The 24737-nt window shown below is 74.1% G+C and carries 21 protein-coding genes and 1 pseudogene; 18 read left to right on the top strand and 4 right to left on the bottom strand.

From position 1 onward, the window contains the following. The first annotated feature begins 70 nt into the window (after nt 1–70). Nucleotides 71–775 carry a helix-turn-helix domain-containing protein gene (locus AQJ58_RS33000; RefSeq protein ID WP_107122215.1) on the top strand — a complete coding sequence of 235 codons (705 nt, stop codon included), beginning with the start codon at nt 71–73 and terminating at the stop codon, nt 773–775. A 233-nt stretch (nt 776–1008) separates the two neighbouring features. Beyond that, nucleotides 1009–2718, top strand: coding sequence for a sensor histidine kinase (locus AQJ58_RS32995; RefSeq protein WP_067256826.1), 1710 nt, complete (start codon nt 1009–1011; stop codon nt 2716–2718). A gap of 92 nt (nt 2719–2810) precedes the next feature. On the opposite strand, the gene AQJ58_RS32990 is transcribed toward AQJ58_RS32995, so the two are convergent. Beyond that, nucleotides 2811–3962, bottom strand: coding sequence for a Gfo/Idh/MocA family protein (locus tag AQJ58_RS32990; RefSeq protein WP_067256824.1), 1152 nt, complete (start codon nt 3960–3962; stop codon nt 2811–2813). Nucleotides 3963–4089: 127 nt separating this feature from the next. Between AQJ58_RS32990 and AQJ58_RS32985 the strand changes: the two genes are divergently transcribed. From AQJ58_RS32985 to AQJ58_RS32975, 3 genes are all read left to right on the top strand, one after another. Beyond that, complete coding sequence (locus AQJ58_RS32985) at nt 4090–5127, top strand: LacI family DNA-binding transcriptional regulator (protein ID WP_067256822.1); 1038 nt, start codon at nt 4090–4092, stop codon at nt 5125–5127. A gap of 102 nt (nt 5128–5229) precedes the next feature. Next, nucleotides 5230–6363, top strand: a complete 1134-nt coding sequence (locus AQJ58_RS32980; protein WP_067256821.1) for a Nickel transporter NicT — start codon at nt 5230–5232, stop codon at nt 6361–6363. A gap of 85 nt (nt 6364–6448) precedes the next feature. After that, entirely contained in the window at nt 6449–7639 is a 1191-nt protein-coding gene (locus AQJ58_RS32975) for an MFS transporter (RefSeq protein ID WP_067256819.1), read from the top strand. Between the two features lie 131 nt (nt 7640–7770). Here AQJ58_RS32975 and AQJ58_RS32970 read toward each other — a convergent pair whose 3' ends face one another. After that, entirely contained in the window at nt 7771–8961 is a 1191-nt protein-coding gene (locus AQJ58_RS32970) for a PP2C family protein-serine/threonine phosphatase (RefSeq protein ID WP_234360367.1), read from the bottom strand. A gap of 9 nt (nt 8962–8970) precedes the next feature. Further along, nucleotides 8971–11127: an FUSC family protein gene (locus tag AQJ58_RS32965; protein ID WP_079079391.1), complete on the bottom strand. Its 2157-nt coding sequence runs from the start codon at nt 11125–11127 to the stop codon at nt 8971–8973. Between the two features lie 233 nt (nt 11128–11360). On the opposite strand from AQJ58_RS32965, the gene AQJ58_RS32960 reads away from it, so the two are divergent. Then, nucleotides 11361–12059: a GNAT family N-acetyltransferase gene (locus AQJ58_RS32960; protein WP_067256818.1), complete on the top strand. Its 699-nt coding sequence runs from the start codon at nt 11361–11363 to the stop codon at nt 12057–12059. Here the strand turns inward: AQJ58_RS32960 and AQJ58_RS32955 are convergent. Continuing rightward, nucleotides 12046–14121 carry a SpoIIE family protein phosphatase gene (locus AQJ58_RS32955; RefSeq protein ID WP_079079390.1) on the bottom strand — a complete coding sequence of 692 codons (2076 nt, stop codon included), beginning with the start codon at nt 14119–14121 and terminating at the stop codon, nt 12046–12048. The genes AQJ58_RS32960 and AQJ58_RS32955 overlap by 14 nt on opposite strands. 102 nt (nt 14122–14223) lie before the next feature. On the opposite strand from AQJ58_RS32955, the gene AQJ58_RS32950 reads away from it, so the two are divergent. The 12 genes and pseudogenes from AQJ58_RS32950 to AQJ58_RS32895 all read left to right on the top strand — a co-directional run bounded on the left by AQJ58_RS32950 (nt 14224) and on the right by AQJ58_RS32895 (nt 24735). Next, on the top strand, nt 14224–14646 hold the full coding sequence (locus AQJ58_RS32950; protein WP_079079389.1) for a PAS domain-containing protein: 423 nt from the start codon (nt 14224–14226) through the stop codon (nt 14644–14646). Further along, nucleotides 14592–14951, top strand: a pseudogene (locus tag AQJ58_RS32945) (ATP-binding protein); the annotation flags it as partial. The gene AQJ58_RS32950 and the pseudogene AQJ58_RS32945, both read left to right, overlap by 55 nt. A gap of 52 nt (nt 14952–15003) precedes the next feature. Then, the gene (locus tag AQJ58_RS32940) at nt 15004–15261 is read left to right on the top strand and encodes a DUF6400 family protein (RefSeq protein ID WP_067256813.1); all 258 of its coding nucleotides are present in this window, start codon (nt 15004–15006) and stop codon (nt 15259–15261) included. Further along, nucleotides 15248–15505, top strand: a complete 258-nt coding sequence (locus AQJ58_RS32935) for a hypothetical protein (RefSeq protein ID WP_067256812.1) — start codon at nt 15248–15250, stop codon at nt 15503–15505. Before AQJ58_RS32940 ends, AQJ58_RS32935 begins: the two co-directional genes overlap by 14 nt. Nucleotides 15506–16159: 654 nt before the next feature. Further along, on the top strand, nt 16160–17950 hold the full coding sequence (locus AQJ58_RS32930) for a hydrogenase maturation protein (RefSeq protein WP_067256810.1): 1791 nt from the start codon (nt 16160–16162) through the stop codon (nt 17948–17950). A gap of 49 nt (nt 17951–17999) precedes the next feature. Next, nucleotides 18000–19088, top strand: a complete 1089-nt coding sequence (locus AQJ58_RS32925) for an NADH-quinone oxidoreductase subunit B family protein (protein ID WP_067256809.1) — start codon at nt 18000–18002, stop codon at nt 19086–19088. Nucleotides 19089–19181: 93 nt separating this feature from the next. Continuing rightward, nucleotides 19182–20963, top strand: a complete 1782-nt coding sequence (locus tag AQJ58_RS32920; RefSeq protein WP_067256807.1) for a nickel-dependent hydrogenase large subunit — start codon at nt 19182–19184, stop codon at nt 20961–20963. Then, entirely contained in the window at nt 20960–21487 is a 528-nt protein-coding gene (locus tag AQJ58_RS32915) for a hypothetical protein (protein WP_067256806.1), read from the top strand. Before AQJ58_RS32920 ends, AQJ58_RS32915 begins: the two co-directional genes overlap by 4 nt. Further along, a complete protein-coding gene (locus tag AQJ58_RS32910; RefSeq protein ID WP_067256804.1) occupies nt 21484–22113 on the top strand; it encodes a DUF5947 family protein in 630 nt (209 codons plus the stop codon). Before AQJ58_RS32915 ends, AQJ58_RS32910 begins: the two co-directional genes overlap by 4 nt. Then, nucleotides 22110–22802 (top strand): DUF6084 family protein, encoded by a 693-nt coding sequence (locus AQJ58_RS32905; protein WP_067256802.1) that lies wholly within the window; start codon nt 22110–22112, stop codon nt 22800–22802. Before AQJ58_RS32910 ends, AQJ58_RS32905 begins: the two co-directional genes overlap by 4 nt. After that, a complete protein-coding gene (locus AQJ58_RS32900) occupies nt 22799–24211 on the top strand; it encodes a hypothetical protein (protein ID WP_067256801.1) in 1413 nt (470 codons plus the stop codon). Before AQJ58_RS32905 ends, AQJ58_RS32900 begins: the two co-directional genes overlap by 4 nt. Further along, complete coding sequence (locus AQJ58_RS32895; RefSeq protein ID WP_067256799.1) at nt 24208–24735, top strand: hydrogenase maturation protease; 528 nt, start codon at nt 24208–24210, stop codon at nt 24733–24735. Before AQJ58_RS32900 ends, AQJ58_RS32895 begins: the two co-directional genes overlap by 4 nt. The last annotated feature ends 2 nt before the right edge of the window (nt 24736–24737 follow it).

Here is a 24737-nt window from a genome sequence, read left to right as displayed (position 1 = left end):
CACCCGCACATCCCCGCATCGCACATCCCCGCATCACACCTGCACGCAACCGCGAAAGGACGTGACGGCCATGGCCGCCGAGCAGACACCGACGCAGGTCACCGAAGGACCACCCGCCGGAGATCTGGGCCGTCGGCTCGCCGCGCGGCGGGCCGTGCTCGGACTGTCGCTGGGGGAGACCGCTGAACGGGCCGGCATGGCCCCCAGCTACCTGGCCCATCTGGAGCGGCATCCCGGAGCCGCCCCGAACCGGGGCGCCCTGCTCAGCCTGGCGGGCGTGCTGGGCACCACGGTGTCGGCCCTCACCGGTGGCCACGCCGACCTCCCGCCCGGCACCGGACGGGCCGGGCACACGCCCGAGTTCACCGAATTGACCCGCACCGAGTGCGGTGATCTGCTCGCCACGCACGGCGTCGGCAGGCTGGCGGTGCCCACCGCTCAGGCGCCGGTGATCGTGCCCGTCAACTACAGCGTCGTCGACGGCTTGATCGTCTTCAGGACCGCGCGGGGCGCGACGCCGTCCCTGGCGGCCGGCTGTCCCGTCGCCTTCGAGGTCGACCGCATCGACGACGTGTTCAGCGAGGGCTGGAGCGTCCTGGTGCGCGGGCACGCCCGCATGGTGACCGACCTCGGCGAGGCACAGCGCCTCGCACGGCAGGTCCACAGCACCCCGTGGGCCGGCGGCCGGCGTGACGTCTGGGTGCGGATCCAGCCGTACGCCGTCACGGGGCGCCGCATCGGCCCGCTCGCGGTGCCCGAGGCGCCCGTGGGATGACACGGAGACGGAGCGACACCGCGGGGGATCGGTGCCGCTCCTGTACCCAGGGTCGTACGGAAAGTCCCGTCGGCCAAGTGCCGAACGTCCCGCTCCGGACGCCGGACGGCCCCCTGGCCGGTCGCGCCGGACGACCGGGCCCACCGGTTCCGCCCCGGTTCGCCGGGCACTACCGTGGCACATGATCGGACCGGTGGGTGTCCGGCGTGGTCAGGGGACCTGGAGGAGCGCAGGTGGGAAGCCCCGAGGAGGCCCGGGTTCGGCTGCCTCAACTCAGGCTCGACGAACTGCTGGAGGAGCTGCAGGCACGGCTGGACGCCGCCCGCGGCACCCGGGACCGGGTGCACAGCCTGCTGGAGGCGGTGCTCGCGGTCGGCCGGGAACTGGACCTGGAACAGGCGCTGCGCAGCATCGTGGAGGCGGCGGCGGTGCTGGTGGACGCCGAGTACGCGGCGCTCGGAGTGATCGGCCCCGACGGCAGACGACTGTCGGCGTTCCACACCGTCGGGGTCGGCGAGGACGAGATCGCCCGCATCGGCCCCTACCCGGAGGGGCACGGCATCCTGGGTGAGCTGATCCGCAACCCCGAGCCGCTGCGGCTGGCCAAGCTCTCCGAGCACCCCGCGTCGTACGGCTTCCCGCCCCACCACCCGCCCATGAACACCTTCCTCGGCGTCCCGATCCGGGTCCGCGACCAGGTGTTCGGCAATCTCTACCTGACCGAGAAGCGGGGCGGCGGCCAGTTCGACGAGGAGGACGTCTCCGTCACGCTCACCCTCGCCGTGGCCGCCGGTGTGGCCATCGACAACGCCCGGTTGTACGCGGAGTCCCGGCTGCGGGAGCGCTGGCTGGGGGCGAACGCGGAGATCACCCACAGTCTGATGTCGGGGGCCGAGCGGGCCGAGGTGCTCGGTCTGATCGCCGGGCGGGCCCGCGAGATCACGGGTGCGGCGCTGGCCGTGGTCGCCATGCCCATGGAAGAGACGGGATCCCTCACCGTGGAACTCGCCCTCGGCGCGCAGGCGGAGGCGCTGCGGGGCCTGGTCCTGCCGGCCGGGGGCAACCTCATCGGCGAGGCCTTCTCCACGGTGACCGCCGTGATCAGCGCGGATGTCACCGAGGACGAGCGCATGTCGGCGGGCCCCCTGCGCCTCACCGGGCTCGGTCCGGCGGTGGCCGTCCCGGTGGGCACCGGGGACAGCGGCGCACGCGGTGTCGTCCTGCTGGTCAGGGCGTCCGGGGACACCCCGTTCACCGAGAAGGAGACCGAGCCGCTCCAGGTGTTCGCGGGGCAGGCGGCGATCGCGATGGAGCTGGCGGAGCGCCGCCAGGACGCCGAGCGGATCGCCGTTCTCACCGACCGCGACCGCATCGCCCGCGATCTGCACGACCTGGCGATCCAGCGGCTGTTCGCCACCGGTATGACGCTCCAGAGCGCGGGCCGTTTCATCGAGCATCCCGAGGCCTCCGAGCGGGTCGCGCGGGCGGTCGACGACCTCGACGAGACCATCAAGATCATCCGGTCGACGATCTTCGGCCTGCGCACCCGTGACGGCGCCGGCGGCACCGGGCTGCGCGCCCGCGCCGTCCGGGTGGTCGGCGAGGCGGCCCCTGTCCTGGGCTTCGCCCCCAGCGTGCGGATGGAGGGACTCCTCGACACCGACGTCCCCAAGGAGGTCGCCGACCATGTCGTGGCCGTCCTCTCGGAGTCCCTCACCAACGTCGCCCGCCACGCGCGCGCCGACCGCGCCGAGGTCGTCCTCGCGACCGACGGCCGCGAGGTGCGCCTGTCGGTCACGGACAACGGCGTGGGCATCCCGGACGGCGGCCGCCGCAGCGGGCTGCGCAACATGGCCGAACGCGCCGAACAACTCGGCGGCACCTTCGAGCGGACGCGGCCCGCCGAGGGCGGCACGTCACTGCTGTGGCGGGCACCGCTGTAGCTGTAGCTGTAGCTGTAGCCGTGGCCGTGGCCGTGGCCCGGCGGTCCTCGTCGGGGCCGGTGACTCAGCTGATCACCCGGTGCGCGGCGCGCTCACGCCAGGTCCACCCAGGTGCCCGTCGCGGCGGACCGGGTCATCGCCTCCAGCGCGGCGGCGCTGCGCACCGCGTCCGTGAGCGTCGTGCCGTACGGCGTGTCCTCGGCGATCGAGCGCAGGAAGCGGTACGCCTCCACGACCTTCAGGTCGTCGTAGCCCATGGCGTTGGCGGCGCCGGGCTGGAACGCGCCGTACTCGCCCGCGCCGGGGCCCACGTACACCGTGCTCACCGGCTGGTCCTGGTACGTCGTGCCGCGGCTGACGCCCAGTTCGTTCATCCGGCGGAAGTCCCAGAACACCGCTCCCTGGGTGCCGTGCACCTCGAAGCCGTAGTTGTTCTGCTCGCCGACCGAGACCCGGCAGGCCTCCAGGACACCCCGGGCGCCGGAGTCGAAGCGCAGCAGGCAGTTGACGTAGTCCTCGTTCTCCACCGGGCCCGGCTCACCGCCGCCGCGGCTGTGGCCGGCCGTCGCGCCGGTCGGACGGGCCCGCTCGGGGACGAAGACCGCGGTGTCCGCGGTGAGGGAGGCGATGTCGCCGAGCAGGAAGCGGGCCAGGTCGACCCCGTGCGAGGCGAGGTCGCCCAGGACCCCGCTGCCGCCGCGTGCCCGCTCGTAGCGCCAGGTCAGGGCGCCCTCGGGATGGGCCGCGTAGTCGCTGAAGAGCCGGAGGCGGACATGGGTGACCGTGCCGATCTCGCCGGAGACGATCAGCTCGCGGGCGGCCTCCACGGCCGGCGCGTTGCGGTAGTTGAAGCCCACGGTGCCCTGTACGCCCGCTCCGGCGACCGCGTCGGCGACCGCCCCGGCGTCCTCGGCGGTCAGGCCCACCGGCTTCTCGATCCAGATGTGCTTGCCGGCCCGGGCCATGGCGACGCCGATCTCCCGGTGCAGGAAGTTGGGCGCGGTGATGCTGACCGCCTGCACACGCGGGTCCGCGGCCACCTCCCGCCAGTCCCGGGTGGTCGAGGCGAATCCGAACTGCGCCGCCGCCTCCTCCGCCCGGCCCGGCACCTCCTCCGCGACCAGGATCAGCTCCGGGCGCAGGCCCAGGTGTGGATAGTGGTGGGCGATCCTGGCGTACGCCTGGGTGTGCACCCGTCCCATCCAGCCGAACCCCACGACGGCGACACCGAGCGTGCTTGCCATGACACCCCTTCGTGTTTTTGGACCGTTCCACAAGCCGACGTGCCTCACCCTGGGCCGCGAAACCCGCAGGTGTCAACCCTGTGACCATCCTTTGACAAGCCGGTCACCCTGTGGAACGGTCCACCGCATGAGACCTCCGACGATCCGTGACGTGGCCGATCGCGCCGGGGTGTCGAAGTCCCTGGTCTCCCTCGTCCTGCGCGGCTCCGAGCAGGTGCGCCCCGAGAAGCGGCAGGCCGTGCTGGCCGCCGTCGAGGACCTCGGCTACCGGCCCAACGCCGCCGCGCGCAGTCTGAGCGAGCGCCGCACCCGCTCGGTCGGGGTCCTCCTGAACGACATGCGCAACCCCTGGTTCGTGGAACTGCTGGACGGGCTGAACTCCCGGCTCCACGACAGCGGTCTGCGCATGCTGCTCGCCGACGGCCGCCTCAACCGCCGCCTCGGCGAGGACCTCACCCGCACCTTCACCGAACTGCGGGTCGACGGACTCGTCGCGGTCGGCACCCTGCCCCCCTCCGAGGCGCTGCGCGCCGCCGCCACCCACGTCCCCACCGTGGTGGCGGGCGCCCGCGAGCCGGATCTGCCCCGCGTCGACGTCGTCGCCGGCGACGACGAGCACGGCGCGCGGCTGGCCACCGAGCACCTCGTCGGCCTCGGTCACCGCCGTATCGCCCACATCGCGGGGCAGGGCGTCGTCGGCGCACTGCGCCGTCGCAGCTTCGAGACGGTCATGGCCCAACACGGGCTCGCGTCGGACGCGACGGTGGAGCAGGGCGACCTGACCGAGGAGGGCGGCTACCGGGCCATGGTCCGGCTGCTCAGCGCCCCCGAGCGGCCGACGGCCGTCTTCGCCTTCAACGACATCGCCTGCGTCGGCGCCCTCTCGGCGGCCGAGGAGTCGGGCCTCCGGGTCCCCCGGGACCTCTCCCTCGTCGGCTACGACAACACCTACCTCTCGCGGCTGCGCCACCTCTGGCTGACCACGGTGGACGACGCCAGCCACGACATCGGCCGCGCCGCCGCCCAGCACCTCCTCGACCGCATCGAGGACCCGGCCCGCCCGAAGCGGACCGTCCTGTCGCCGCCGACTCTGGAGGTGCGGGGCACGACCGCCCCTCCCGCACGGCGGGGGCGCGACTCGGGCGAGCGCTTTCCCCGCCGATGACCGAAAACGATCAGGAGCTTTACTGCGACCAAGTTGCAGGTACGCCTGGCGGGCAGAAGGGTGGGACCCGTAGCCGTCCCCCTCAGGAAGTCAGCCCTCGCGATGACCCTCAAGTCGCCCCCCGGCGCCGCGCCCTGGCACCGTGTCCGCACCGCGCTCACCCGTGAGGAGTGGGCGAGAGCCGGGGGCATGGCCGCCTTCGTGCTGGCCCTGCACGTCATCGGGTGGTTCACCCTCGTCGTGATCGTGGCGCCCGAGCACCACAGCGTCGGTACGCAGTCCTTCGGCATCGGGATCGGCGTCACGGCCTACACGCTCGGCATGCGGCACGCCTTCGACGCCGACCACATCGCGGCGATCGACAACACCACGCGCAAGCTGATGCACGAGGGACGGCGCCCGCTGTCGGTGGGCTTCTGGTTCTCCCTCGGCCACTCCAGCGTCGTCTTCGCCCTGGCCGTCCTGCTGTCCCTGGGCGTCAAGGGCCTCGCCGGCCCGGTCGGCGACGACGGCTCCGCGCTGCACGACGTCACCGGCCTGATCGGTACGACGATCTCGGGGACCTTCCTGTACCTCATCGCGGCCGTCAACCTGGTCGTCCTCGCGGGGATCTGGAAGGTCTTCCGGCAGCTGCGCTCGGGCCGTTTCGACGAGGCGGCACTGGAGGAGCGGCTGAACAACCGCGGCTTCATGAACCGCCTCCTCGGCCGCTTCACCAGGTCCATCACCGAGCCGTGGCAGATGTACCCGCTCGGCCTGCTCTTCGGCCTGGGCTTCGACACCGCGACCGAGATCGCCCTGCTCGTCCTCGCGGGCTCCGGCGCCGCCTCCGGGCTGCCCTGGTACGCGATCCTCTGTCTGCCCGTCCTCTTCGCCGCCGGCATGTCGCTGTTCGACACCCTCGACGGTTCGTTCATGAACTTCGCCTACGGCTGGGCCTTCTCCCAGCCGGTCCGCAAGGTCTACTACAACCTCACCGTCACCGCGCTGTCGGTCGCCGTCGCCCTGGTCATCGGCACCGTCGAACTCCTCGGCCTGCTCGCCGAGCGGTTCCGTCTCCACGGCGTCTTCTGGGACTGGGTCCTGGGCCTCGACCTCAACACCGTGGGCTTCGTCGTCGTGGGCCTCTTCCTGGTCGCCTGGGTGATCGCGCTGGCCGTGTGGAAGGTGTGCCGCATCCAGGAGAAGTGGACGGCGGGGCCGCCCGGCGAGGTGGAGTACCCGGCGGAGGCGTAACCGTACGTCCGGCACCGGCCGCGGGGCCGAGCCGCCCCGGCACGTCGGTCCGGGCCGGGGCGGTCCGCCGGGTTACCGTCGGCGCGTGGATGGTGATCGCCGAGGGTGGGGGCCGTGTCTGCTCAGCGGGGCGGTGTTCGCCGTCTGCATGGCCGGCACCACCCTGCCGACCCCTCTCTACCCGCTGTACCAGGAGAAGTTCGGGTTCTCCGAGCTGACCGTCACCGTCGTCTACGCCGTGTACGCCTTCGGAGTCATCGGCGTGCTGCTGCTGACGGGCAACGCCTCCGACACCGTCGGCAGACGCCCGGTCCTGCTGGCGGGACTGGGCTGCGCGGCGGCCGGCGCGGTCTGCTTCCTGCTCGCCGGAGGGCTCGGCGCCCTGTACGCGGGCCGGCTGCTGTCGGGTTTCTCGGCCGGACTGTTCACCGGCGCGGCCACGGCGTACGTGATGGACCTGGCGCCCCGCGGCGGCTCCTCACGGGCCACGTTCGTGGCGACGGCCGCCAACATGGGCGGGCTCGGCTGCGGTCCGCTGCTCGCGGGAGTGCTCGCCGAGTACGCGCCCTGGCCCCTGTACCTGCCGTTCGCCGTGCACCTCGTCCTGGTCGCCGCCTCGGCCGTCGCCCTGATGTGGCTTCCGGAGACCGTGCGCGAGCCACGGCCGCCCGGCTCGGTGCGGCCGCAGCGGCCCGGACTGCCCCGGCGGGTGCGGCCGGTGTTCGTACCCGCGGCGATCGCCTCCTTCGCCGGGTTCGCGCTGTTCGGGGTGTTCACCTCGGTCAGCCCGGCATTCCTCGCCGAGTCCCTGGACGTGCACGACCACGCCGTGAGCGGGGCGGTCGTCGCCCTGGCCTTCTTCGCCTCGACCGCCGGACAGCTGGCCGTCGGCCGGGTCGGGGTGGGACGTTCCCTGCCGATCGGCTGCGCCGTGCTCTTCGCCGGCCTGGCCCTGCTCGCCGGCGCCCTGCGCTGGGACCTGCTGGTGCTGATCGTGCTGAGCGCGGTCGTCGGCGGGTTCGGCCAGGGACTGGCGTTCCGCGGGGCCCTGTCCGCGGTGGCCGGGGCCTCGCCCGCCGAGCAGCGCGCGGCGGTCATCTCCACCCTGTTCGTGGTGGCCTACGCCGGTATCTCGGTGCCGGTGATCGGGGTGGGCGTGCTGACGGTCCCCCTCGGTCTGGAGGGCGCGGGGCTGGTGTTCATCGCGTGCATGGCGGCGCTCGTCACGGTCGCGGCCGGCTATCTGCTGCGACGCCCGGTGCCGGCGCAGACCTGAGCGCGACCCGCACCACCTCAGGACGCGGGCCGCAGTCCCACACCCGAGGCGACACCGCGCCGACCACCGGCCCACGGGCCGACGACCTCACCCCGCCTGTCGGCTCCGGCCCGGTCGGCCCAGCGGTGTGCTCACCGGAGGTGGTCCGGTGGGTGGGCGGGTGTGTTCCGGTGGGGCCGCTTCTCGGTGGCCGGAGCGGCCCCCGCCGGGTCCGGGCGGAGCGCGAGCACGGCCCGGTCGTCGTCGTCCTTGTCGCCGGTGCGCGCCGACCAGCGCTCCGAGTCGGACCGTACGAACGCCACCACCGCTTCCGGGTCAGGGGCACCCTCCCCGCGGAAGCGCTCGCCGAGCCGGCGCAGGACCGGATAGAACGCGCCGTCCGCGTCGCGCGCCTCGCTCACCCCGTCCGTGTGCGCCAGCAGCACCTCGCCCGGCGCGAGCGGATGCACGGTCGTCGCGGCCCCGCCCGACACCAGGGCCCCCAGGCCCAGCGGCAGCCCCGGCTCCGTGACCAGCCGCCGCGCCTGCGGCCCACCGACCACCAAGGGCGCCGGATGCCCGCGGTCGACGATCCGCACCTCGCCGCCGCCCGGCGGGAACTCCAGCACCAGCGCCGTCACGAACAGCTCGGGGTCGCCGTCCTCACCCGCCGGGCTGTTGCGGGCGATACTCAGCTCCAGCCGCTCGGCCAGCCCGCTCAGGCTCCGCCACTCGTGCGCCGACACCCGGAAGCTGCCCAGCACCGCGGCCACCGTCTGCACCGCGCCCAGCCCCTTGCCCCGGACGTCACCGATGATCGCCCGCACCCCGAACGGCGTCTCGCACAGGTCGTACAGGTCCCCGCCCACCAGCGTGCCGCCCTCCCCGGCCTGGTAGAACCCGGCCGCGCGCACGGGACCGAGCCGGCGCGGCACCGGACGCAGCAGGGTCCGCTGCATGGCCTCCGCGACCGAGTGCGCCCGGATCAGATGCCGCCGGGTCCGCTCCCGCTGCCGGGCCAGCGCGACACTGGCGACCCCGATGAGGAGCGTCCCGACGTACACGGCGACATGGTGCTGCTCGGCGAAGTGGCCGGGACGGCGGGCCGCCGTCCACATCTGCAGGCCGAGACAGACCACCGTCGACAGCGCCGTCCCGCGCGGGCCGCGCGTCGCGGCGGCGAGGGGCGGTACGGCGATCAGAACGGAGCTCACCGGCTCCTGGCCCCGCACGAGCGCCTCCACCAGGACGTCGACGGCCACCGCGATCAGCGGCAGCCACCACACCCACCCCCGCCGCGGGGACGGCGGCCGCAGCGCGGCGTCGAGGCTGTCGCGGGACACGGCGCGCCCCTACCTTCCGAGGCCGTGCGGGCCGGGCGCCCCCGGCAGGGCCGCCTCGACCCGGGAGAGCTGGGCGGTCAGGCTCAGCAGCCAGACCTCCAGGTCGACGAGGGTGACCAGGGGAGGGGCCGGCGTGGGCGGGGTCCGCGGCCGCGCCTCCTTCGGCGGCGGTCGCTCCCCGTCGCACCGCGCCGCGAGCCGCTCGACCGTCCCGGCTGTCGCCCGGGCGTCGGCCCACGCCCGGCGCACCGCGTCCGGCGGCAGACCGGCCGAGGGCAGGTCGAAGCGGGGCAGCCAGTGGGCGCCGAGCAGGATCTGATGGGTCGCGACGAGGACGCCGTGCCAGTCGGCGCCGGGTTCGGCCCGGGCCGCCGGTTCACTGCGGAACTGCGCGTACGCGGACTCCGCCAGCCGCATCCGGTGCAGCGCGGGGAACGTCGACGGGGGCGGCGCGGAGCCCGGCGGCACCGCAGCCAGTGCCGCGGCGGTCGCCCGGATCAGCGACGCGCACTCCCGCAGCAGCCCGGCCATGGTCCGCCGTACCTCACGCCGGGCCCCCGACGGCCACGCCAGCAGCGCGCACAGCAGACCGATGAGACTGCCCGTGACCACGTCCACGATCCGCGCCTCCGCCAGCCGCCAGGTGGCCGGCGTGATCTGGGCGAACGCGGTCGCCACGACCAGGGTGAACAGCGCCTGTGCCCACGCGATGCCGAGCAGCGGCCCGACCGAGAACGCGATCAGCATCCCCGGCGCCAGGATCGCCGCATAGGCGTCGGTGTGCTCGCCGAGGCCGATCAGCAGCGCGCCCGCCGCGACGGCGCCCACCAGGTTCCCGGCCACCGCCTGCCGCATGGCCGCCCAGGTCTCCCCGACGGTGGTCCGGCTCAGCGTCAGCACCGCCAGCAGCACCCAGAACCCGTGCGTCAGATCGAGGGACCCGGCCACCAGCCGGGCCGCGCCCAGGGCCAGGGCGATCCGCAGCGCGTTGTGGAACTGCACCGAGCGGACGGTCAGGTTGCCGGCGAACCGGCGCACCCACAGCCGGGCCGTCGGCGCGTCGGTGTACCAGAACAGCTCCCGTGGCTCGATCGGCGCGGTGCGCCGCCCGTCCAGGGCGACCCGTACGGAGATCTCCAGCGCCCGCACCGACTCGGCCACCCCCAGCAGCGCGGCCTGCCGGCGCAGCACCGCCGCCGTCCCCGGCCCCTCGGTGCCGGTCCGCGGCTCCTGCCGCATCCGCATCCGCTGGAAGGCGCCGATCGCCTCGTCCAGCCGCCGCGGCACCGGCGCGAGGCGTCCCGTGCGCAGCGCCTCGGCACCGTCCGCGCATCGCGCCGCCACCTGGGGCAGCAGCCACCTCGACGCCCGGTCGCCGGGCCGGCCGCCGCCGAGCAGGTGGTGCAGTTGTCCCGTCTCCGTCAGACGGGCCAGCTGTTCCAGCAGCCGGCGGGACGCCGAGCCGGCCTGGGCGAGGCCCCGCGCCGCCCGGCCCGGGCCCGCCGGACGCTCGGCGGGCGGGAACACCGACAGCCGGAGCCGCTCGCCCTCGGCCCGCAGGGTCGCGGGCGGCAGCCGGGTCCGGCCCGCGAGGGTGTCGCCCGCGATCGCCGCGGCCCGCGCCACGCCCGAGCGGTACGTCGCGTCCCCGGGCCGCGGCAGCAGGACCACCTCGCACAGCGCCAGCAGCACCACCCCCGTGCTGAGTCCCGCCAGCCGCAGCCCCAGGGTCTGCGGTGCGTACGGCGGGAAGCAGGCCAGGATGTAGAAGAGCTGGAGCCCCGGCGCCGCCCCGGCCGGACGCGGCCCCGCGACGGCGGCGAACGCCAGCAGGAAGCCGACGACGAGCATCCCGAGCACCGCCGCCCAGGTCCGTACCGCCAGCGCCGTCCCCAGCGTCACCAGCGCCAGGCCCACCGGCAGCGCCTTCAGCATCACCTCGGCACGCTGCCGCCCGGAGCCGGGTACCGCGGACAGCAGCCCGAGGGCGATGGGCCCGAACAGCGCGTACAGGGCGAGGACCGGCTCGTCGAGGCCGTACAGGAAGGCGTAGAAGGCCGTGGCCGACGCCACCGTCACCCGCACCGCCCGGTGCAGGATCCCCGCCCACCCCGCGGCGGCCAGGAGGGTGCCGATCCGGGCGGTCGGCGAAGCCTCAGCGGGCATGGGCACGTTCCTCTCGGGCCGACGCCCCCGAGGCATCGCGGGCGGGGCGGACACGCGCCCCGCCCCCCATTGTCGGCCGCCCCCGTGGGGGCCGCAGCCCGGCCCGCCGCACGGGGGGCGGGCCCCGCGCAGCCCCGTTGACGGGCCGCCCCTGCGGCCTACGCTCACTGCGAGGGCCGGGCCGCACGGGGCGGGACGGCGACACGGCGGAGGAAGGCGAGCGAGGGGGGCTCATGATCTGGTCACGTCGGCGGCGCGGGCCGGCGGCGCCCGGGCTGCCGCTGCCCGGCGGCTGCGGGGAGCGGAGGCACACCCTGCGCACCGAGCGGCTGCTGCTCTACACGCCGCGGACCCAGCTGGATCTCGTGGTCTGCCGGGCCGCCGGCGCCGACCCCGAGGCCCAGCGCTGGCTCGGCTGGGACGACGTGGGCGTGACGGCCGATGAGGGGGTCCGCGACGCCCTGGTCCGGCTGCGCCCCGCCGACGCCGGTGTCCGGCCCCCGCTCCCGGGGATCGCGCGGCTGCTGGCCCGGCCCTTCGAACCCGCCCCGGGACAGGCCCACGTCCTGGTCGCCGTCCGCCGCGACGACGGCCGCTACGCCGGGTGCACCGAACTGGCCCCCGACACCGGCGAGATCGGCGGCTGGCTCGCCCCGCACGCCCGCGGCCTCGGGCTCGGCACCGAGCTGTTCCGGGCCGCCGCCCTCCTCGGCCACGACCACCTCGGACGGGACGACGTGCGGGCGGGCTACGAGCCCGCGAACACCGCGAGCGAGCGGGCCCTGCGCGGGGCCGGGTTCGTCACGGCCGACGGGCCGCCCCGCCACCGGCTGGGCAACGGCCGGGTGATCGACGCCCGCTGGCTGCGGCACGCCTCGCCGACCCCGCCCCGCCGCTGCTCCGGCGCCCCGCCCGCGGCTACAGCGCCCTAGCCACGAGCAGCGCCACGTCGTCGTGGTCGTCGGGGTGACGCAGGCCGTACAGCAGCAGGTCGCAGATTTCCTCCAGCGGCCGGTCCGGCTCGTCCAGGAAGGCCAGCAGCACCGCGAGGCGGTCGTCGATGGAGTGGTGCCGCGTCTCGACCAGACCGTCCGTGTAGAGGACGAGCGCGTCGCCGGGCGCCAGCTCGGTCGTGGTCGTCTCGAACGGGACCCCGCCCACCCCGAGCGGGGCACCCGGCGGCAGGTCGAGCAGCACCGGGGGGTGGCCGGGGCCGGCCAGCGCGGGCGGCATGTGTCCCGCGTTGGCGATCCGGCACTGCCGGGTACGGGGGTCGTACACCGCGTACAGGCAGGTCACGATGTAGTGCTCCAGATCGCAGGTGATCTTGTCGAGGTGCTGGAGCACTTCCCCGGGATCGAGGTCGAGGTCCGCGTAGGCGCAGGTCGCGGTGCGCAGCCGGCCCATGGTCGCGGCAGCGTCGATGCCGTTGCCCATGACGTCACCGACGACCAGCGCGGTCTTGTCGTCGGTCAGCGGGATGACGTCGTACCAGTCGCCGCCGACCTCGCTGGTCGCCTGGGCGGGCTGGTAGCGGGAGGCCAGGTCCAGCCCCGCGTGGTGCGGCGGATGGTCGGGCAGCAGGCTGCGCTGGAGGGTGAGCGCGGTGTTGCGCACGCTCTCGAACCAGCGGGCGTTGTCGATGGCCACCGCGGCCCGGCCGGCCAGCTCACCGGCCAGGACGACGTCGTCCTCGTCGAAGGGGAGCGGATTGCGGGTGCGCTTGAGGTCGAGGGCGCCGAGCACCTCGCCGTGGGCGATCAGCGGCACCGCGAGGTACGAGTGGACACCGGCCCGCGCCAGCAGGGCGCCGGCCTCGGCGTCCCGGGCGATGCGCGGGATGTCGGCGGCACCGACATGACGTACCAGGACCGGCCGGCCGGTGTGGACGCACAGGGTGACCAGACGGTCCCCGTCGTACGCGGTCACGTCCCCGGGGGCGTCGGCGGCGCGCAGCGCCACGGTCGGGTGGGCGGCCTTGAGTGCGAGGGCACGGAAGAGTTCCGGGCCGTCGTCCGGTCTGCGGGAGCGGCGGCAGGCCAGGGCGGAGTCGAGAACGTCCACGGCGACCACGTCGGCGAGCTGGGGGACGGCGATCTCGGCCAGTTCACGGGCGGTCTGGTCCACCTCCAGCGTGGTGCCGACCCGGGTGGACGCCTCGGCGATCAGGGCGAGCCGCCGCCGGGCCCGGTCGGCCTCGGCCGCCGCCCGGTGCCGTTCGGTGACGTCGACGACCGAGGCCGCCGCGCCCAGCACCCGCCCGCCGGGGTCCTCCAGCCGGTAGAAGGAGAGCGACCAGGCGTGCTCGCGGTCGGGATCGGCGGGCGGCCGGCCGACGTGGTACTGGTCGAGCAGCGGCGTCCCGGTCGTGAGCACCTGCCGCAGCGCGGACTCGATGGTCCCGACGTCGGGCAGCGGCAGCGCGTCCCGCAGTCGCCGGCCGATGTGCTCCTCGGCGGGGATGCCGTCGATGCGCTCCAGCGCCGGATTGACCAGCAGGTACCGCAGATCGGGGTCGAGGAGCGCCAGCCCGATCGGGGACTGGTCGATCAGCCGCTCGCACAGCGCGAGGTCGGTCTCCACCCGCTGGAGCAGGGTGTGGTCGGCGGCGATGCCGAGCGCGTACACATCCCCGAGGTCGTCCTGGAGCCGCATGTTGCGGAACTCCATGAGCTTGCTGCTGCCGTCCTTGTGCCGGATGGGGAACGTGCCGGCCCAGCTCCGGCCGGTCTCCAGCACCTCCGCGAACAGCCGGACCACGGCCTTCAGATGCCGGGAGTGGATGAACAGCCGCGCCGCGTACTTTCCGAGGGCCTCCTCGGCGGTGTAGCCGAACAGCTCCTCCGCCTGCGGGGTCCAGAACACGATCCGTCCGTGGACGTCCAGCACCATCGCGGACACGCTCAGCATGTCCAGCAGACCGGTGGGCGGAGGTGCCTTCGCCGCCTCGGCGCCGTACACGTCCTCCTCGGAGGGGAAGGGTTCGGCCGTCATCGCCCACCTCCTCCCTTCCATGCTGCGCCCGCCGACGGCGTCCGGGAAGCGCCGGGCACCGCGCGGTTCCCGACCGTGCGCCGCCGCCGGACAGGCAGCACCATGGGTCGTGCAAGGGAGGGCCCGATGGACTCTGCGCGAGAAGCCACGGATGCTGCGCGAGAGGCGCCCGGCACCCCTCCGGCCCAGCCGCGTGATCTCCTCGACGCGTCGACCGACGCGGCGGCGGTCGTGCGGGCGGACGGTGTCGTGCTCGGCTGGACGCGGGGCGCCGCGGCCCTGCTGGGCCGGCCGGCGGCGGACCTGGTGGGCCGCTCCGCCGCGCGGCTCGTGGCGGCCCCGGGGGACCCGGCTCGGGGCACGGGCGTCGCCGCGCACTGCCGCGCGGGCACGGGGTGGAGCGGTCAGCTGTCGGTACGGCACCGTGACGGCCGTGCCCTCGACGTGGACCTGCGCGTCTCCCCGACGTCCGGGCCCGGGCCACCCGCCAGGTCGAGGCCTGGGGGCTGGCGGACCTCGCGATGACCTCGGAACTCATCGTCAGCGAGCTGGTCACCAACGCCGTGCGCTACGCGACCCCGCCCATCCGGCTGAGGCTGCTCCGCGACACCCGGCTGACCTGCGAGGTCTCCGGCGCCAGCAGCACCGCTCCCCGGCTGCGGCACGCCCGCAGCCTGGACGAGGGAGGCCGCGGCCTGTTCCTGGTGGCCCAGCTCGCCCACCGGTGGGGTTCGCGCTACCCGGGCGAAGGAAAGATCATCTGGGCCGAACAGGAGATCACCCACCGACCGGGCGCGCCCGTCCGCCCCACCCGCTGTGACCTGCTGTGACATCCCCCACCTGCTCTTGCCCGAGCGTGGAGCGCTTCCCTACGTTCGAACCATGTCCCACCACGGCCCCACCCCTCCCGGCGCACCGTTCGACTGGTCGGTCGACCTGAGCGCGCACGAAATGCTCCGGCGGGCCCATGTCATGGCCGCCCTCGGCGCCGACTGGGACCCGGTCGAGGCGCTGCGCGGGGAGGAGGCGGCGTACGCACTGCTCTACTCCGGCCTCAGCCCCGAGCAGCAGCGCATCCACGACGAACTCGTCGCGGCGGGGGTCCTGCCGCCCCGGGGAGACGGGCATGCTGCCGCTTGACCCCCAGGCCGACCCCGGCCGCCGTGCCTGGGTGGCCTGCCCCCGCTGCAACGACCAGCAGGGCTGCGCCACCTGCGAGGAGCGCCGCACCTGCGCCACGCACTGGCGCTACCTGCTCTCCAACGTCGGCAGCCTGCTGCACCTCCAGTGCCCTTCGTGCACCCACGTCTGGGACCACGAGACCCACTTCGGCGCCACCCGCACCCCCTGGCAGCGCATCACCAGCGGCCTGCGCCACCCCTGACGCCCGCCGAGCGGCACCGATCGCCCCACCTCGGCGGCGCCCGGCCGACGTCCGCGGCGTTCGCTGACCTCCGCCGACCGCAGCCCGCAAGCGACGCGTCCCCCGCGCGGCCGGGCGGCCGCCCTCCGCCCGGTGAGCACTGACGCCCGAGCCGCGCCCGCTGGGGGCGGTGGTCTTCGTCGGCTGTGGTTTGTTGGCGGTGCGTCGCCCGGCGGGGCGGGTTTGGCGGCTGGCTGCGTGGTGCGTTCCTGTGTCTGCCGGGTGAGCTGGGACGGCTGAGTGGCGCCGGCTTTCGGCGGTGGTCTTCGTCGGCTGTGGTTTGTCGGCGGCGCGTCGCCCGGCGCTGCCGGTGGCCGCCGTACGCGCGGTGCGCCCCCGTGTCTGCCCGGCGAGCCCGGACGCCCGAGCCGCGCCCGCTTGCGGCGGTGGCCTTCGTCGGCCGTGGCCTGTCGGTGGTGCGTCACCTGCGCGCGGCCGGTGGCGGCCGGGCCGCGCGGTGCTTCCCCGTGGCCGCACCGTCGTGAGCCCGGACGGCCGAGTCGCGTCCGCTTTCGGATGACCCGGCCGTCTGTCGCCGGGGACGGTCGACGGCGTTGACGGAGGATCGCCCCCGGCGGTCATCCCCGCCTGCCGCCCGTCCGCCCGGAGGCAGCCGTGCACATCCTGCTCGTAGCCAGCGCGTTCAACAGCCTGACCCAGCGCGTCCACGCCGAGCTGCGCGACCGCGGCCACTCGGTGGCGGTCGAACTCGCCCTGCCCGACGGCTCGTTGCCGGACGCCGTACGGCGCCACGCACCGGACCTCGTCCTCGCGCCGATGCTGCGCACGGCGATCCCCGAGGAGGTGTGGACGGCGTACCCCTGTCTCGTCGTGCATCCCGGCCCGGCCGGCGACCGCGGACCGTCCTCCCTGGACTGGGCGATCCACGAGGGCTTCGACGAGTGGGGCGTCACCGTGCTGCGGGCCGACGCCGAGATGGACGCCGGCGACGTGTGGGCCTGCGTGCCCTGCCGGGTCCCCGAGGTGGCCAAGAGCGACCTGTACCGGGGCGAGATCGCCGACGCCGCCCTGCGGGCGGTCCTGCTCGCCGTGGACCGTTTCGCCGGGGGGACGTACGTACCGCTCGGCCAGGACCCGGCCGGCGCGGCCGACCCCCGGCTGCGGACACGCCCGTACCTCGACCAGGGCGTCCGGCGGATCGACTGGGCCGTGGACTCCACCCGGACCGTGCTGCGCAAGCTGCGGGCGGCGGACTCCCAGCCCGGTGTGCTCGACGTGCTGTTCGGCGAGGAGTGGTACCTGCACGGCGGTCACCCCGAGGACCGGCTGCGCGGCCGTCCCGGTGACCTGCTGGCCACCCGGGCCGGGGCGATCTGCCGGGCCACCGCCGACGGCGCCGTGTGGATCCCCGAGCTGCGGCTGCGGCGGCTGCGCGGGGCGCCGCCCACCTTCAAGCTGCCCGCCGTGCTCGCCCTGGCCGACCGGCTGCCGCCGCTGCCCGACCGCCCTCCGCCCCGGCTGCCCGACGCCCGGGAGCGCGGCTGGTCGGACATCCGCTACCGCGAGGAGGGGACCGTGGGCTTCCTGTCCTTCTCCTTCCCCGGCGGCGCCATGAGCACCGAGCAGTGCCGGCGCCTGCTCGACGCCTACCGGGAGGCCTGCGACCGGCCGACCTCGGTGCTGGTGCTGGGCGGCGCGCGCGACTTCTTCTCCAACGGCATCCACCTCAACGTCATCGAGGCCGCCGCCGACCCGGCCGCCGAGTCCTGGGCCAACATCAACGCCATCGACGACCTGGTCGAAGCGGTCCTGACGACCACCGACCGCCTGACCGTCGCGGCCGTCGCGGGCAACGCCGCCGCGGGCGGGGTGATGCTCGCCCTCGCCGCCGACGAGGTCTGGTGCCGCTCCGGCGCCGTACTGAACCCCCACTACCGCCTGATGGGCCTGTACGGCTCGGAGTACTGGACCCACACCCTCCCGCGCCGGGCCGGCCGTGCCGCCGCCGCCCGCCTCATGAGCGAGGCCCTCCCCGTGAGCGCGGCCGCCGCCCGCCGCCTCGGGCTCGTCGACCGGCTCGTCGACCGGGCCCCGGACGCCTTCGCCCCCGAGGTCGCCGAGCTGGCCGCCCGCCTGGCCGCCCTGCCCGCGACGGCGGCCAGGATCACCGCCAAGAAGGCGGAACTGGACCGGCTCCAGAGCCTGACCCCGCTGTCCGGCTTCCGGGACCGGGAGCTCGCCCGGATGCGGGAGACCTTCGACGACCCCAACGCCCCCTACCACGCCCTGCGCCGGGCCTTCGTGCACAAGAAACGCCCCGCCCACACCCCGCGGCACCTCGCCCCGGCTGCGCACACCGGGCCGACCCCCTCCGGGGCCGACGTCACCGCAATGGCCCCCGATCGTGTCTCACCCGGACCGAACCGCTGGTACGAAGAAACCTGATGGCCGAAATGCAGGCCTTTGTCCCTCACCTCCCCAGGAGGCGGTCCCCATGAGCCAGGCGACGCCGAACACGGTCGGCGCTGCGGACGCCACAGGCGCACCCGCCGACGAGACGCCCACCATCCACGTCCTGTGGATCAACGCCGGGCTGAGCTGCGACGGCGACTCGGTCGCGCTGACCGCGGCCATGCAGCCCAGCATCGAGGAGATCGTCCTCGGTGTGCTGCCCGGCCTGCCCCGCATCCAGGTGCACTGGCCCCTCATCGACTTCGAGTGCGGGCCGGTCGGCGGCTCCGACACGTTCATCGAGTGGTTCTTCAAGGGGGAGCGGGGCGAGATCGACCCGTTCGTGCTGGTCGTCGAAGGCTCCATCCCCAACGAGGCGATCAAGCCCGAGGGCTACTGGTGCGGCTTCGGCGACAACCCCGAGACCGGCCAGCCCATCACCACCAGCGAGTGGATCGACCGCCTCGCGCCCAAGGCCCTCGCCGTCGTGGCCATCGGCACCTGCGCCACGTACGGCGGCATCCACGCGATGGCCGGCAACCCGACCGGCGCGATGGGCGTCCCCGACTACCTGGGCTGGGACTGGAAGTCCCACGCGGGCATCCCGATCGTGTGCGTCCCGGGCTGTCCCATCCAGCCCGACAACTTCGCCGAGACGCTCACCTACCTGCTCTACCAGGCCGCCGGGTCCGCCCCGATGATCCCGCTCGACGACAAGCTGCGGCCGACCTGGCTGTTCGGCGCCACCGTGCACGAGGGCTGCGACCGGGCCGGCTACTACGAGCAGGGCGAGTTCGCGACGACGTACGACTCGCCGAAGTGCCTGGTCAAGATCGGCTGCTGGGGCCCGGTCGTCAAGTGCAACGTGCCCAAGCGCGGCTGGATGAACGGCGTCGGAGGCTGCCCGAACGTCGGCGGCATCTGCATCGCCTGCACCATGCCCGGCTTCCCCGACAAGTTCATGCCGTTCATGGACGAACCGCCCGGGGCCAAGGTCTCCAGCACGGCCAGCGGCGCGTACGGCGCCGTCGTCCGCAAGCTGCGCGACATCACCGCGAAGACGGTGGACAAGGAACCCAAGTGGCGCCGCAGCGGCGAGAAGATCACCACCGGCTACCGGCCGCCCTGGTGACGCCCTCCCGCAGCCGAACCGAGTGACCCGCTTCTGCTTCGTGCACCCCCCCACACCCGAACCCCCCGCGCAACGAAGGGCACGGCAACGACCATGGCAAGGACGACGGCGGCCGGAGACGGCACCGGTCTGGTGGAGATGTCCTGGGACCCGATCACCCGGATCGTGGGCAGCCTGGGCATCCACACGAAGATCGACTTCAAGCAGAAGCGGGTCGCGGAGTGCTACAGCACCTCGTCGGTGTTCCGCGGCTACAGCGTCTTCATGCGCGGCAAGGACCCCCGCGACGCCCACTTCATCACCAGCCGCATCTGCGGCATCTGCGGAGACAACCACGCCACCTGCTCGGTGTACACGCAGAACATGGCGTACGGCGTGAAGCCCCCGCACCTCGGTGAGTGGATCATCAACCTCGGCGAGTCCGCGGAGTACATGTTCGACCACAACATCTTCCAGGAGAACCTGGTCGGGGTCGACTACTGCGAGAAGATGGTCCGGGAGACCAACCCCGGCGTCCTCGAACTCGCCGAGCGCACCGAGGCCCCGCACGCCGCCGAGCACGGCTACCGCACCATCGCCGACATCATGCGCTCGCTCAACCCGCTCGAGGGCGAGTTCTACCGCGAGGCCCTCCAGGTCAGCCGGTACACGCGCGAGATGTTCTGCCTGATGGAGGGCCGCCACGTGCACCCCTCCACGCTCTACCCGGGCGGCGTCGGCACCATCGCCTCCGTGCAGCTGTTCACCGACTACCTGAGCCGCCTCATGCGGTACGTCGAGTTCATGAAGCGGGTCGTCCCGCTCCACGACGACCTGTTCGACTTCTTCTACGAGGCCCTGCCCGGCTACGAGGAGGTCGGCCGCCGACGCGTCCTGCTCGGCTGCTGGGGCGCCCTCAACGACCCCGAGTACTGCGACTTCACGTACGCCAACATGACCGACTGGGGCCGGCGGATGTTCGTCACCCCCGGTGTCGTCGTCGACGGCAAGCTCGTCACCAACGACCTCACCGCGATCAACCTCGGCATCCGCATCCTGCTCGGCAGCTCCTACTACGAGGACTGGCAGGGCCAGGAGCAGTTCGTCACCCACGACCCGCTCGGCAACCCGGTCGACCCGCGCCACCCGTGGAACCAGCACACCATCCCCGCCCCGCAGAAGCGGAACTTCGACGACAAGTACAGCTGGGTGATGTCCCCGCGCTGGTTCGACGGCAAGGACCACCTCGCCCTGGACACCGGCGGCGGCCCCATCGCCCGCCTGTGGTCCACCGCGCTGTCCGGGCTCGTCGACATCGGGTACGTCAAGGCCACCGGGCAGAGCGTGGTCATCAACCTGCCGCGCACCCTGACCAAGCCGGAGACCACCTTCGAGTGGAAGATCCCGAAGTGGTCCAACGCCCTGGAGCGCAACCGCGCCCGCACCTACTTCCAGGCCTACGCCGCCGCCGTCGCCCTGCACTGCGCGGAGAAGGGCCTGGAGGAGGTCCGCGCCGGACGCACCCAGACCTGGGAGAAGTTCGAGGTCCCGGACGAGAGCATCGGCTGCGGCTTCACCGAGGCCGTCCGCGGTGTCCTCTCCCACCACATGGTGATCCGCGACGGCAAGATCGCCAACTACCACCCGTACCCGCCCACCCCCTGGAACGCCAGCGTCCGCGACTCCTACGGCACCCCCGGCCCGTACGAGGACGCCGTGCAGAACACCCCGATCTTCGAGGAGAACCCCCCGGAGAACTTCAAGGGCATCGACATCATGCGCGCCGTCCGCAGCTTCGACCCCTGTCTGCCCTGCGGCGTCCACATGTACGTCGGCGGCGGCAAGACCGTGAAGTCGATGCACGTGCCCACCGGCCTGAGCGGACTGGGCGGATGAGCGCGCCGACCGCGGCACGCCCGGTGACGGCCGAGCGGACCGGGCGCCGGATCGAGGAGGTCCTGGACCGGCTGGCCGCGACCGGCGAAGGCGCCGCCGCGGCCGAGGAACTCGTCCGCTCCCTCATGGAGCTCTACGGCACCGCCCTCGCCCGCGTCGTCGAACTGCTGGACCCCGCGCCCGGCGGGCCCCTCGCCGAGCTGCTCGCCGACGACCTCGTGGCGAGCCTGCTCGTCCTGCACGACCTGCACCCCGAGGACCGCGACACCCGCATCGCCCGCGCCCTCGACGGCGTCCACGACCCCCGGCTCGAAGTGGTCGGCTTCGAGGAGCACAGCGGCACCCTGCGGCTGCGCGCCCGGGCGGGCGGCGGCTGCGGCTGCGGCTCGGCCGGGGACGCCGCACGGGCCGCCGAGACCGCCCTCGCCGGCCTCGCCCCCGAGGTCAGGGCCGTGGACGTGGAGACCACGCCCGCCGGCCCCACCCTCCTGCAGATCGGCACCGCACCGACGGGGGCACGATGAGCACGACCACCCCCGGGCTGCGGAGGTTCCTCACCGAACGTCCCCCGCAGCCGGAGCGGTGCGAACTGTGCGCGGCGGTGGTGCCCGAGGACCACCGCCATCTCGTCGACACCGAGCGGCGCTCCCTCGCCTGCGCGTGCACGGCCTGCGCGGTGCTGATGGAACAGCCGGGCGCCGCCGCGGGCCGCTTCCGCGCGGTCCCGGCCCGCTACCTCGCCGACCCGGGACACCGCCTCGACGAGCGGGCCTGGGAGGCGCTGCAGATCCCGGTCGGCGTCGCCTTCTTCTTCCGCAACGCCGCCCTCGACCGGCTCGTCGCCCTCTACCCGAGCCCCGCCGGAGCCACCGAGAGCGAACTCGACCCGGACACCTGGACCGCGGTCCTCGGCGACAGCCGGCTCGCCGGCCTCCTCGAACCCGACGTGGAGGCACTGCTGCTGCGCCGCACCGACGACCACGTCGACTGCCACCTCGTCCCGATCGACGTCTGCTACGAACTCGTCGGCCGGATGCGCCTGTTGTGGCAGGGCTTCGACGGCGGCCGGGAGGCACGCGCCGCGCTGGACGCGTTCTTCACGGACGTGGCGCGCCGCGCCCGCCCCCTTCAGGAGGCGGGCCGCTCATGACGGAGTTCTCCTTCACCTGCACCGGCGTGCGCGCCGACCGGTACGCGGCCGGGCCGACGCTCGTCTTCCGGCTGCGCGTCACCGCGTCCGGCGACACCCCCGTGCACGCCCTCGCGCTGCGCTGCCAGATCCGCATCGAACCCGCCCGGCGCGGCTACGACGACCGGGAGGCCGACGGCCTCAAGGACCTGTTCGGCGAGCGCTCGCGCTGGGGCACCACCCTCAACCCGGTGCAGTTCGCCCAGGTCCCGCTGATGGTGACCGCGTTCACCGGGGAGACCGAGGCCGACCTCGTCGTCCCCTGCACCTACGACCTGGACATCGCCGCCACCCGCTACCTCGCCGCCGTCACCGACGGCGAGGTCCCGCTGCTGATGCTCTTCTCCGGCACCGCCTTCACCGGCTCCGGCGGCTTCCGCGTCGAACCCGTCCCCTGGGACCGCGAGGCCCCCTTCCGGATGCCGGTGGCCACCTGGCGGGAGATGGTCGAGCAGCACTTCCCCGGCTGCGGCTGGATCCGGCTGCCCCGCGACACCATGGACGCCCTCCTCGCCTACCGCTCCCGGCACGCCCTGCCGTCCTGGCAGGCCACCGTCGAGGCACTGCTCGACGGGGAGACCGCGGATCAGCCCGAGAGCCGCGACCCGCTGCGCGCGCTCACCGCCCTGACCGGGAGGACCGACCCGTGACCGTGACCGCGTTCGCCCCCGGGACCGAGGAGCGCTTCGCCGTCGCCCGGCAGGTGGCCGACGCCGTCCTCTTCGAGGGCTATGTGCTCTACCCGTACCGCGCCTCGGCCGCCAAGAACCGGCTGCGCTGGCAGTTCGGGGTGCTCGTGCCGCCCGCCTGGGGCGCCGGGCGCGAGGAGCACGACTTCCAGCACACCGAGTGCCTGATGGAACCGAGGAAGGACGCCACGCTCTCGGTCGAGGTGCGCTTCCTGCACGCCCGCCGGCGGACCGTGCAGCGGGCCCGCCCGGACGGCGGCTGGGACACCGTGGCCGAACTCCGCCTCGACGACCGGGTGCTGGTGCCCTGGGACGAGGGCGGCGAGGAGCGCGTCGCCCTCGTCGTACCGGTCGAGGAGTTGCTCGGGGACGGCGTCACGCACCCCTTCCGGCTCCCGGCCCGCGAGGACACCGAACCGGTCCTCGACACGGCGGGCCGCACCGTCGGCCGGCTGCACCGGCGGTCCGAGGAGATCCACGGGAGCGTCCGGCTGTCCGCCCGCGAACTCGACGGCCCCTACCGGACACTGCGGCTCACCGCCGTCGTGGAGAACACCAGCGGCTGGGTGCCCCCGGAGGGCCGGGCGGCCGACCGGGACGCGGCCCTGCCGCACTCCCTGGTGGCCACCCACCTCCTCATGGCCCTCAGCGCCGGATCGTTTCTGTCGATGACCGATCCCCCGGAATGGGCCAGGGGCGCCGTCGCCGCCTGCCGCAACCTGCACACCTGGCCCGTCCTCGCCGGCGAACCGGGCAGCGGCGACCTCGTGCTGTCCTCCCCGATCATCCTGGAGGACCACCCGGCGATCGCACCGGAGAGCCCCGGCGCCCTCTACGACGCCACCGAGATCGACGAGATCCTCGCCCTGCGCACCGCCGCCCTCACCGACGAGGAGAAGCGCGAGGCCCGGGGCACCGACCCACGGGCGGCCGCCGTGATCGACCTGGCGGACTCGATGCCGGCCGAGGTGCTGGAACGGCTGCACGGCGCCGTGCGCGGCCTGCGCGAGGTCACCGGGGAGACCGGCTTCCCGGACGAGCACGGCGTGACGCGCCCCGACACCCCCTGGTGGGACCCGGCGAGCGACGCCGGCTTCGACCCCGAGCACGACACCGTCGTGGTGGGTGACCGGCCCGTCGGCAGGGGCGACCGCGTCGAACTGCGGCCCGGCCTGCGCCACACCGACGCCCAGGACCTGTTCCTGCACGGCCGGGCGGCGACCGTCGAGGCCGTACTGCACGACGTCGACGGCACGGTGCACCTCGCCGTCACCGTCGACGGCGACCCCGGCGCCGACATCCGCCGCGAACAGGGCCGCTATCTCTACTTCCAGCCGGACGAAGTCGTACCGCTGGAGGCCGGACCATGACCCGCACCCTCGTGGCCGGCATCGGCAACATCTTCCTCGGTGACGACGGCTTCGGCGTCGAGACCGCCCGCCGGCTCGCCGGGGCCCGGCTGCCGGAGGACGTCGAGGTCGCCGACATCGGCGTCCGCGGGGTGCACCTCGCCTACCGGCTCCTCGACGGCTACGACACGCTCGTCCTCGTCGACGCCACGGCCCGCGGCGGGGCACCGGGGACGCTCTACGTCATCGAGCACGAGGGTCCCGGCGCCGACCCCGGCGCGGTGCCGGTGATCGACGGCCACCGGATGACCCCCGACACCGTCCTGGCCCTGCTGGACACCCTCTGCGCCGGCACCGGCGGACGACCACCCCGGCGCACCGTGGTCGTCGGCTGCGAACCGGCCTGTGTGGAGGAGGGCATCGGACTGAGCCGGCCGGTGTCGGACGCCGTGCCCGAAGCCGTACGGCTGATCGAAGAGCTGCTGCGGGACGGCGAGCCGTCCGCGGCACCGGCCGGGGCCGCCGAGGCCCCGCCGGCGAGATGAAG

This window comes from Streptomyces sp. DSM 15324 (genome assembly GCF_001514285.1).
Classification (GTDB): Bacteria; Actinomycetota; Actinomycetes; order Streptomycetales; family Streptomycetaceae; genus Streptomyces.
This window is presented reverse-complemented; position numbering and strand designations above follow the sequence as displayed.